The 10,413-nt window shown below is 46.6% G+C and carries 8 protein-coding genes and 2 pseudogenes; 5 read left to right on the plus strand and 5 right to left on the minus strand.

Annotated features, from left to right (window positions below):
- The first annotated feature begins 87 nt into the window (after positions 1-87).
- The 4 genes from ACEW9J_RS26415 to ACEW9J_RS26430 all read left to right on the plus strand — a co-directional run bounded on the left by ACEW9J_RS26415 (position 88) and on the right by ACEW9J_RS26430 (position 5,657).
- Positions 88-2,412 carry an ATP-binding protein gene (locus ACEW9J_RS26415; protein WP_373548043.1) on the plus strand — a complete coding sequence of 775 codons (2,325 nt, stop codon included), beginning with the start codon at positions 88-90 and terminating at the stop codon, positions 2,410-2,412.
- Between the two features lie 238 nt (positions 2,413-2,650).
- Positions 2,651-3,172, plus strand: coding sequence for a response regulator (locus ACEW9J_RS26420; protein ID WP_373548044.1), 522 nt, complete (start codon positions 2,651-2,653; stop codon positions 3,170-3,172).
- Between the two features lie 171 nt (positions 3,173-3,343).
- Positions 3,344-5,092 carry an ATP-binding protein gene (locus tag ACEW9J_RS26425; protein WP_373548045.1) on the plus strand — a complete coding sequence of 583 codons (1,749 nt, stop codon included), beginning with the start codon at positions 3,344-3,346 and terminating at the stop codon, positions 5,090-5,092.
- 274 nt (positions 5,093-5,366) lie between these two features.
- A complete protein-coding gene (locus ACEW9J_RS26430) occupies positions 5,367-5,657 on the plus strand; it encodes a hypothetical protein (RefSeq protein ID WP_373548046.1) in 291 nt (96 codons plus the stop codon).
- A gap of 118 nt (positions 5,658-5,775) precedes the next feature.
- Here ACEW9J_RS26430 and ACEW9J_RS26435 read toward each other — a convergent pair whose 3' ends face one another.
- The 3 genes and pseudogenes from ACEW9J_RS26435 to ACEW9J_RS26445 form a co-directional block, all read right to left on the minus strand.
- Positions 5,776-6,483, minus strand: coding sequence for a peptidylprolyl isomerase (locus ACEW9J_RS26435; RefSeq protein WP_373548047.1), 708 nt, complete (start codon positions 6,481-6,483; stop codon positions 5,776-5,778).
- Between the two features lie 187 nt (positions 6,484-6,670).
- Positions 6,671-7,915, minus strand: coding sequence for a competence/damage-inducible protein A (locus tag ACEW9J_RS26440; protein WP_373548048.1), 1,245 nt, complete (start codon positions 7,913-7,915; stop codon positions 6,671-6,673).
- Positions 7,916-8,074: 159 nt separating this feature from the next.
- Positions 8,075-8,158 (minus strand): annotated as a pseudogene (locus tag ACEW9J_RS26445) (photosystem II protein D); the annotation flags it as partial.
- 322 nt (positions 8,159-8,480) lie between these two features.
- Between ACEW9J_RS26445 and ACEW9J_RS26450 the strand changes: the two are divergent.
- Positions 8,481-9,119: pseudogene (locus ACEW9J_RS26450) on the plus strand (Uma2 family endonuclease).
- A gap of 206 nt (positions 9,120-9,325) precedes the next feature.
- Here the strand turns inward: ACEW9J_RS26450 and ACEW9J_RS26455 are convergent.
- Both ACEW9J_RS26455 and ACEW9J_RS26460 read right to left on the minus strand, forming a co-directional pair.
- Entirely contained in the window at positions 9,326-9,526 is a 201-nt protein-coding gene (locus ACEW9J_RS26455; protein WP_373548049.1) for an AAA family ATPase, read from the minus strand.
- A gap of 264 nt (positions 9,527-9,790) precedes the next feature.
- The gene (locus tag ACEW9J_RS26460) at positions 9,791-10,282 is read right to left on the minus strand and encodes a hypothetical protein (protein WP_373548050.1); all 492 of its coding nucleotides are present in this window, start codon (positions 10,280-10,282) and stop codon (positions 9,791-9,793) included.
- Positions 10,283-10,413 lie beyond the last annotated feature (131 nt).

A 10,413-nucleotide genomic window follows, 5' to 3' on the forward strand; every position in this document is an offset into this window, starting at 1 on the left:
GGGTACTCCCTTCCCACTAAAAGATTAGAGCACGAATCCAAATTTTAGTAGAATATAATTATCCTCTCTCAGCGACGATCGAGCCTAATGACTAAGAACCAAGTCGGAGCAGAACCGCTCTTAGCACCTAGCGAACTTGTAAATCTAACTAACTGCGATCGCGAACCCGTTCACATTCCAGGTTATATCCAACCACATGGAGTCCTATTCGTCCTCAGCGAACCGGACTTCAACATCGTTCAACTTAGTACCAATACTTTGCAGTGGCTGGGTCGCGCGCCTGAAGACTTTTTAAACAAACATGTCAGTATCCTGCTGGGTGCGGCAGAAATTCAGGCGATCGGGCAGTGTTTGGCGGGAGATTTTGAGTATGTCAACCCCTTACGCGTCGATCTCCAAACACCGAATGGCACGATTGCGGCTCACTGTATTACCCATCGGGTGGGGGACGCGATCGTCCTGGAGATCGAGCTAGGATATACCGAACCCGTCCGCGAGGAGATCGCTTATTTTGACTTTTATCGACAGGTTAAAGCCCCGATCGCCGCACTCCAGAGCGGTGGCAGTTTTGAAGAGCTGTGCGACCACTTAGTCAAGAGCGTCCGCCATATTACAGGATTCGATCGGGTGATGCTGTATCGGTTCGAGCCATCGGGCGATGGGAATGTGATTGCCGAAGCGCGACATCCCGACCTCGTACCATATTTAGGCTTACGCTACCCCGCGTCGGATATTCCACTGTCAGCGCGACTGTTGTACGCGCTCAATCACCTGCGGCTAGTGCCGGATATTACCTACAAACCGATCGAACTATTGCCCCAGCTCAATCCGCTGACCCAGGAGCCACTCGATCTGAGCTGGTCGGTATTGCGAAGTATATCACCCCTGCATATCGAGTATTTGCAAAATATGGGCGTGCGGTCATCGATGTCGATTTCTCTAGTGCGCGAGGGGAAATTGTGGGGATTGATTGCTTGCCATCACCGCGAGCCAAAACTAATCCCTTATTTCTTGCGGACTGTGTGCGAATTTATCGGTCAGATCGCCGCATTTGAGTTGACTGCCAAAGCTGACTTGCAAGATCGCGACTATCAGATCGAAATCGATGCGCTCAAAGTGTCGTTTTTTGAGTCGATCTCGCGCCAAACCGATGTCTTGACAGCTCTGACGCAATCGCCAACCGACTTATTAAATCTCGTCGGTGCGACTGGGGTAGCGATCGCGATTCAAGATGAATTTACGGTCTTCGGCAATACCCCCAGCGTCGATCGGCTACGCGAGCTACTAGTCTCGCTCGCACCGCGTCTCCAAGCTGAAGCTGTCGTTCAAACCGTCCGACTGGTACAGGAATATCCTGAGTCCGCAGTCTATAGCGATATCGCCAGCGGGATGCTAGCGATGATGGTATCGCGCGCTCAAAATTTCTACATCTTGTGGTTTCGGCCAGAAGTGGCTCAGATCGTTAGTTGGGGCGGCGATCCGTCCAAAACCGCATCGACCGATGAAAATGGCGAGATTCGGCTCTCCCCGCGCAAATCCTTTAGTGCTTGGCAAGAGACAGTCCGCCAGACGGCATTACCTTGGAAAACCAGCGAATCCACAGCCGCGCTTGAATTGAAAAGTGCGATCGTCAACGTCGCTTTACGACATGCAGCAGAAGTATCCCAGTTAAATCTAGAATTGACGCGCAGCAATGTCGATCTAGATTCATTTGCCTATGTTGCTTCGCACGATCTCAAGGAACCCTTGCGCGGGATTCATAACTATTCTAGTTTCCTACTCGAAGACTATGGTGAGATCTTAGATAGCGACGGCGTATCGAAAATCAATACGCTGATCCGCCTCACCCGCCGGATGGAAAACCTGATCGATTCGTTGTTGCATTATTCGCGATTGGGACGCTCCGAACTAGCTACTAGTCAACTCGATCTCAATCTCCTCCTTCAGGAAGTAGTCGAGTTATTTAAAATCACTACTGATGCCCTAGATGTCACCGTGCTGACGCTACCCGCGATTTGGGGCGATCGCACCCAGATCGGCGAATTGTTTACCAATTTAGTTAGCAATGGGATCAAATACAACACCAATACCCCCGTCAAAATTGAAATCGGTGTCCTCGATCCGGCAATCGCCGCCCATAAATATCGCGATCGGTTGTCATCATTGCCCGAAACCGCCCACATTTTTTACGTGCGCGACAATGGCATCGGGATCGATCCGATCCACTTTGAAGATGTCTTTCGGATTTTCAAACGCTTGCACGTTCGCGATGAATACGGTGGAGGGACGGGCGCAGGCTTAACGATCTCCCAAAAAATTGTCGATCGTCACGGCGGTAAAATTTGGGTCGAGTCAGTCCTTGGACAGGGAAGTACATTTTACTTCGCTCTGAGCCATAACTCTACCCAGTAGCAGCAGGTGTGAGCGATCTAACGTTATCTTAGTAATGCTCCAACTAGAATTAATATCAAAGTGCCACAATTGTGCGAATGTGCTGTGGTTACTAATTTCTAGCCCTTAACTACTCCCTTCCCACCAAAGAAATAGCCATTCGCGATCCACCATCCACCATCCACCATCCACCCCTACCCTACCCTAGATGTCTAATTTGGTACTGGGAAGGGAGTATATAAATTACCGCTGGTCGCTTATGAATTCCTCAACCACCGTAGCTGGATCCTCACTACTTCCCGATCGGTCAGTGCTGCCGCTGGTACTCGTAATTGAGGATAGTGACGAAGATTATGAAGTGCTCAAGCGAGCGTTCGCGCGATCGCCGATCTCGACGCGACTGCAACGCTTTCCTACTGGTAAGCAAGCATTAGACTATCTCGATCGCTCCGTGCGGAAGACGGCTATTACTACAAATATCCCCGCCTTCATCCTGCTCGATTTAAATCTCCCAGGGATCGACGGACGGAAAGTATTGGAGACGATCAAACAAGACCCAGTGTGGAAATACATTCCGACGATCGTCCTCACAACATCTGATTACGGCAAAGATATCGAAGAGTGTTATCGGTTGGGAGCCAATAGTTACCTGGTAAAAGCGATCGATTTACAACAGTTTAAAAAATCGATTCACACCACGATCGAGTTCTGGCTCGATATCGTCAAATTACCCGCAATTGCTGATGTCATTCGCGCGCAAGCGTACAACTCGATCGATTAACTCTCTAGTGACGTAAGATTAGGCTTTTTTTATCTTACTTCTCCTAAGTGCGGGATGTGGAATATTAAATTTGTTATAGTGTTATGAATGTTTTTGAGATTGCTCTGTGTTGACAGAATTTGTCAATCTAGTCCTGACTCCCGCGTAGTGTACATTATTTAGCACTAATATATGCTGCTCAAAGATTACTTTACAATTTTAATTGTCGATGATTCGATCGAGGATCGGGAAACTTACTGCCGTTATCTCCAGCGCGATCTGACGACCACGTATGACATTCAGATTGCGGGTTATGCGCGCGAAGGTTTGGAGTTTTGTCAAGCGCAATGGCCGGATGCGATCTTACTAGATTTTTTGTTACCCGATCTCAACGGCATCCAGTTTGTCAAAGGGCTTCAGGAGCTAGCAGGCGAGCGGGAATTACCCGCAATTGTCGTCTTAACTGGGCAGGGTAATGAAGAAATTGCCGTCACGCTCATGAAGCAAGGCGTGCAAGATTATGCACTCAAAAATAAGCTGACCCAAAGCAGTTTACAAGCACTCGTGCAGCGGGTTTTGGAGCGCGTTAAATCCCAAAGATTGTTGCAAATGCAACAGCAATGGCAGCAAATATTCGCAGAAGTTGCTTTAAATATTCGGAGATCGATCGATCTTGCCGAGATCTTAAATACAACAGTCAAAGAAATCAAAAAGTTCTTGTCTTGCGATCGGGTCGTCGTTTATCAATTTACGCCAGATTGGGTTGGTAATATTATCGCTGAAGCTGTCAGTGAGGGATATCCGGTAGCACTCGGCGCACAGATCGTCGATACTTGCTTTCAGCTCGATCGAGGTGCCGAATATCAGCAAGGCCGTTCAAAAACCATTAATGATATCGCTCTAGCCGGACTCTCCGCCTGCCACATCGAGGTACTCGAACGGTTTCAAGTCCGCGCTAACGCGATCGTCCCGATCTTACTCACTCCCGACAACCCTGAAGAACTACCCAGATTATGGGGTCTGCTGATCGTCCACCAATGTCAAGACGCACGGAACTGGACGGATACTGTCGTGTTATTTTTAGAGCGGCTCTCAGTCCAATTGGCGATCGCAATCCAACAAGCAGAGCTGATCGAGCGACTCAATCGAGAATTAGCACAACGCCAGCTCGCCGAAGAAAATCTCCGCCTACAAGCGATCGTCCAACAGGAATGGATCCAAAAGCTAGCCAAAACCGCCACGCTCTTAGAACGCCGCAATCAAGAACTCGACTCATTTGTCTCGATCGCTTCCCACGATCTGCGCGCCCCCTTGCGGGGGATTCGCAACATCGCCACCTGGCTGGGAGGAGATCTGGTCGAAACGCTGCCTCCGAGTGCCCAACAGCAATTTAGCCTGTTGATATCGCGCGTGTCTCAGACGGAAGCCCTGCTCAATGATTTATTAGATTACGCCAAACTCGGACGCAAAGAAAATCGCTTGACTGCCGTAGCGATTTCCGCTTTACTGCAAAATGTAACTTGCGGTTTGGAAGTACCGCCAGCATTTACGATTGAGTTTGCACCAGATCTACCGACGATCGTTACCAACGTCACAGCTTTGGAGCAAGTCTTCACCAATCTCATCGGTAATGCCATCAAACACCACCATCGTCAAGATGGGCAAGTAAAGATTACCGCCACTCTCCAAGACGATCTCTATTGCTTTGCGATCGCCGATGACGGGCCGGGAATTCCTGCCCAATACCATCAAAAGATGTTTGAGATTTTTAGAACCTTCAGCAAAATCACCACCGCCGATAGTACTGGGATCGGCCTCGCGAGCGTCAAAAAAATCGTCGAACTTCAAGGCGGCACGATTACGGTGCAATCCGAACTAGACAAAGGCACGACCTTTAGCTTTACTTGGCCGCTCACCTCAGATATTGAGCCATCAACCTAACTTCTCCCTAGTCCTCAACGCTGTCAGACAACAGTAGCAAACGTGAGCTTCTCCTGTCGGAGCGACCCAAATCACGCGGAGGTTCCCTCATTCCTAGATCGAGTATCTACGGATCTGTGACGACTGCTATTGATGTTCTGCCTTTAGAGAGATAGATTTATTAAAGTTAGCAATTATCATAAATAAGTACGCTCGATCGGTAAGTTCGATCGCTTTATTCAAAATCAGTAATTAAGCTCATTTTCTGGGAAAAACTAATCTTATGAACAAGCTCATGCTGCTTTCAGTTGTCTGCACTACCTTGGCAGCGACCCTACCATTTAATGCAAGTGCCGCGTCTCCACAAGTTCAGCTTACTAGTGAAACTAACCTCACATTAGCTCAATATCGTCGCAACGATCGCCAGTTCAGTGTTTACTATCGCAATCGTGGTGCTCAACAATGGAATTTAGAAAACACTTATGCCAATCGTCAGCAAGCCCAACGTGCTGCGCGCAGATTGGAAAGACGTGGCTATAACACTTACGTACAATTGAGTCGCGAAGTCGGTCGTCGTTATGGTTAACTAAACTATAACTATTTATGATACTCATCGGGTTGCAAAGTCCGCCCAAGCTTTACTCCTAACCTGAGTTCGATGAGGCTTTGCCTCGTCGAACTCAGGTTAGATCGATATCGAGCGACTATTTTTTGAGATTTTCAATCCCTTGAGTTACTTTCGCTGACGTGATTTTATCGCCTTGTTGGATGGTATCGATGATGTCTAAACCCTGAGTAATTTTGCCAAAGACAGCATAATTACCATCTAGAAAAGCGATATCTGCGAGGGTAAAATAAAATTGGGAAGACGCAGAATCAGGTGCCTGAGATCTTGCCATCGCGATCGTGCCGCGTTTATGTTGGAGTTCTGGGACATCAGTAGTAGTCTGACTATAAATTGGAGCGGTTGCACCTCTGAGTTTGATTTCTAATGGAATGCGGCGTTCTGTAGTCGATCCGGCGGGAATATAACCACCACTGCCATTACCTTTGGGATCGCCACCTTGAGCTACAAAGGGCTGCGGTTGACGAACGACGCGGTGGAAACTCAGTCCATTATAGAATCCCTTTTGAACCAAATCGGCAAAGTTACCCGCACTAATCGGCGCGTTATTACCATCTAACTCGATCGTGATTTGTTTATTACCTTTGACAGTCATCAGTACAGTAGCTTTACCATTAAGTCTCGGTAATCCAGGGAACCGATCGGTAGTAGTGTCGGGGCTAGTCGCCGTTGATGGACTATTTGTGGGAGTAGCAGCTTGCTCTCGTCTGGGACTATCACAACCACCCAACATGAGGGCACCCAAAAGAAAACTAACTACAATTAAATGTTGAAATGGTTTCTGCATCTGTTAATTCGGGGAATTAAATATTTTCGTCAACTCAGTGTAAGTCGATCTCGGCTTAATTAACTAGGACTGTTGAAAATCGATAGAGTTCCATCACATCCACCACATCCACTCATAGACAGATGAAACCCCTGTTCCCGCACTTTTCGCTCCTAGTCCCCCAGTCCCCCAGTCTCCCCATTACTCCCTATCCCAACCGCCGTCTCAATAAATCCAAGGTTTGAGACGCTGACATCTGACGAATCAAGCCCCGTTCCTGCTGACTTCCCAACTGATACTTAATTCCTTCCACCTCACCGTCTGGGCTAGCAATCCCAATATAAACTAACCCTACAGGCTTCGCTTCCGTCCCGCCACCAGGTCCAGCCACACCAGTAATACTTACCCCCCAATCAGTCCCTAATTTAGCCTTCACCCCCACCGCCATTTGCATCGCCACAGTTTCACTCACAGCACCTGCTCGCGCTAAGTCCTCAGCATTAACCCCTAAAAGATCGATTTTGATCCGATTAGCGTAGGAAATAATTCCACCCATAAAATAGCTAGAACTTCCAGGCGTATCCGTCAGCATCTGTCCCAAACCACCGCCAGTACAAGATTCTGCCACAGCCAAAGTTTGACCTTTAGCCATCAATAACTGTCCTACTACACTAGCTAAAGTATCATCATCACTGCCAAAATAGTTGTCTCCAGCAATCTGTTGGATTTCTCTAGCAATCGGTTCGATTAGTGAATTGGCTGCTGTCTCATTGGCTGCTCTAGCCGAAATCCGCAACCGTACTTGTCCCTTTCCAGCGTAAGGGGCGACAGTCGGATTATTAGAGTCGAACAAGTGATTTACTTTTTCGGCTAAAGCTGATTCCGCAACGCCAAAAAAGCGGAGACTACGACTATAAATCGGATTTTGCCCATAATCCTGAGTTTTTAAAAATGGAACGGCTGTATCCCGCCACATCCGGTACATTTCTCGCGGTACGCCAGGAAAAGTGAAGATCGTCAGTCCCGCCAGTGGTTGCCAAATCATCCCTGGCGCAGTCCCAAGCGGATTGGGTAATATCGCCGCGCCTTGGGGCTGGAGTGCTTGCTTACGGTTACTCGCCGTCATCTCTCGTCCCCGTTGGGCATACTTACGCTCGATATCGGCGATGACTTCTGGATGCTCGACGAGGGGAGTATTAAAATAACTAGCGATCGATTCTGTGGTCAAATCGTCAGGTGTTGGCCCTAAACCACCAGTAAAAATCAATATACTCGATCGAGTCGCTCCAATCTCGATCGCTTGATGGACTCGATCGATATTATCCCCTACTACGGTCTGATAGAAGTGCGATACTCCCAGCGCAGCTAGTTCTTTAGCTAAGTATTGAGAATTACTATTGAGAATATCACCGAGCAATAATTCGGTACCGACACAGATTACTTCAGCAGCCATAATTTAGTGGGGAGTGGTGATTTGAGAGGATGTAAGTCATTTTACTATCTTGCTCGATCTTGTCGCGCGATCGAGGCAATTATTTCCGATCGAATCATCCCCAAACGCAAAAATCCCCTCACAATGTGAGGGGGTTCTCATTCCTAAATCAAATCAGTATTAACCGTTGATAGCAGGTGCAGTCAAAGCAACAGGAGTAGCCTCACCAGCAGCTAAATCGAGTGGGAAGTTGTGTGCATTTCTAGCAAGTCGCGTGACTGGAATAGCGGGATCTGGGTGCTGTGAAAGCAGCACCCAGATCTACAGCGGTTCCCAGGCATATGGGGGACACTTTAAATTCTCTACCTCTTTCTGAATGGGGCTTTTGAAGATAACTGTACCCCATGAACCCGCAAACCGCTGTATATTGAAAGGCGAGGGGTTTAATCGCCCCCTCGACCTAACTCAAAAGCGTCCAGATACAAGGGACGGCGTTGCTTGAAACCTGCTAATATCGCGATAGCTTGATTTCCAAAATATCCAAGTTCACAAGGCGATCGAACTGTTTTTATAGAGATACTTTTTAATGTTATTAGAGTTAAAACAACTGAAAATTAAGCCAGGACAGCAACTCTTATTAGAAGATGTTAGCTGGCAGCAATTTGAAAATATTTTGACCGACTTGGGAGAACATCGTTCTGCCAGAGTTTCTTATAGTCACGGTTATTTAGAGATTATGGTGCTATTGCCCGAACATGAAAAAGCCAAAGAAATTATCAGTGATATCATCAAGACTTTGCTCGATCGCTTAAACATTGATTATGATTCGCTCGGATCGACAACTTTAAAAAGTGAAATAATGACTCAAGGCGTAGAGCCAGATGCCTGTTTCTACATCTAAAATCAGGCATTAGTGCTTGGCAAAAATCGTCTGGATATGAATATAGATCCACCACCAAATCTAGCTGTAGAAATCGATCTGACTTCTCGAACCCTGTTAGACAATTATCAACTTTTGGGCGTACCAGAACTTTGGAGATATAACAAGCAAGGTTTACAAATTAATATTTTACAAGATAGTAAATATGTTGGATCGGATTCTAGTCCCACATTCCCAAATATACCGATCGTTGACTTGATAAATCGATACGTTCAGCAAAGTCAAATAGTTGGTAGCAGCCAATCAATTAAAGCTTTTAAACAGTGGGTAAGAGAAAATATTTAAAGTTTAATATCTCGATTGATTAAACTTGGACATTGCTGTCTTGAAAAGGTGCTTCACTTGGCCTGTACCACCGTATCGTCCCGCCTTTGTTCCCCACTGGGCGGGAGAAATAACCAGTTGACCATGGAACGAACCCAAGCGGGGAAACCCCAAGAACACTGGGCGGGTCCCCCGCCCATCAGCACTTTTCGCTACGCGGACTAATACTAGAGAAGATTCAAGTTTAACCGAACCGTATTGCAACCACTCAGATCGCCTATAACTTGTTGAGACAAGAAATCAAAAAACTGCAATACCGTTGATTTGCCCGAACCATTCAGCCCGACTAAACAACTAAACTTAGCTAAAGACAACTCAAAATTAATTAAAGATTTGAAATTATCAACTTTTATATGTTTTGTTTTCATGCTAATATATAAAAATCCCGTAAATGTTCTACACTTACGGAATCCAGTATAAAACTTTATTATTTAGTATACGACTTTATTGTGTTTCTACAATCTGTGTGTAAACATAATAAAGTCGCGTAATTTGAAACCGTGAAAGTATTGAGGCAGCGTCGTGAGTCTTCGATGCTAAAAAAATAAAGCCGCGTAATTTCATGCACATTGGATAGGAATGTAGAACAATAAAGTCGCGTAATTTCCCAAAAGTTAATCTGTGAAAGCATTCTAGCCATCAAGTACTTTTGGAATGATATTAAATAACTTGCCAAATTGCGCCGCGTTAGATTTTGGTTTGGGCAAGATTGGTACACCCGTAGTCAATCCTTCTACCGCAAACCCCTTCAGCATCGATTGAAGCTTCTGCGCCCACTCCTGTAGATTGGTTGTCGCCGTACCATCTCCATCTCTGAACAAGACAACTACCCGATCTTTTGCTTCTAGCTTCCTCGCCAGTAAAGCCAAAGCGCGGGCATTATTATAAAAAAAGCGCGTCTCACTCGGTTGCTTCTTACCCTTGCGAGAACGAGGTTTCATCTGTTTAGCACGAGCGGCTAATTCTGCTTTTGAGAATAACGTTAAGGCTTTCAACTCTTTATCAACTAGGGAGTAACCTAATCGTCTTTCGATCGACTGATCGACTAATTTGGTAATTGGGCCGATATTTTCGAGATCGCTACCAACATCCGATGCACCCTCCCCACTCAACACTAAATGCATCAATTAGCTCCCAAAATTTCTGCATTTAGCTGCGTTAACAGCGTATCTTCATACACCTCGCCCGCACCCATAACGGTCAACTTCTCGCGCATTCTAGGTATATCGAACAATCGGATCGCCTGAGTCGCCCC

The organism is Chamaesiphon sp., from assembly GCF_041737865.1.
Classification (GTDB): domain Bacteria; phylum Cyanobacteriota; class Cyanobacteriia; order Cyanobacteriales; family Chamaesiphonaceae; genus Chamaesiphon.

Excerpts from the sequence above, each read along its gene's own strand:
- ACEW9J_RS26415 (WP_373548043.1), top strand. The coding sequence starts at position 88 with ATGACTAAGAACCAAGTCGGAGCAGAACCGCTCTTAGCACCTAGCGAA.
- ACEW9J_RS26420 (WP_373548044.1), top strand. The coding sequence starts at position 2,651 with ATGAATTCCTCAACCACCGTAGCTGGATCCTCACTACTTCCCGATCGG.
- ACEW9J_RS26425 (WP_373548045.1), top strand. The coding sequence starts at position 3,344 with ATGCTGCTCAAAGATTACTTTACAATTTTAATTGTCGATGATTCGATC.
- ACEW9J_RS26430 (WP_373548046.1), top strand. The coding sequence starts at position 5,367 with ATGCTGCTTTCAGTTGTCTGCACTACCTTGGCAGCGACCCTACCATTT.
- ACEW9J_RS26435 (WP_373548047.1), bottom strand. The coding sequence starts at position 6,483 with ATGCAGAAACCATTTCAACATTTAATTGTAGTTAGTTTTCTTTTGGGT.
- ACEW9J_RS26440 (WP_373548048.1), bottom strand. The coding sequence starts at position 7,915 with ATGGCTGCTGAAGTAATCTGTGTCGGTACCGAATTATTGCTCGGTGAT.
- ACEW9J_RS26455 (WP_373548049.1), bottom strand. The coding sequence starts at position 9,526 with ATGAAAACAAAACATATAAAAGTTGATAATTTCAAATCTTTAATTAAT.
- ACEW9J_RS26460 (WP_373548050.1), bottom strand. The coding sequence starts at position 10,282 with ATGCATTTAGTGTTGAGTGGGGAGGGTGCATCGGATGTTGGTAGCGAT.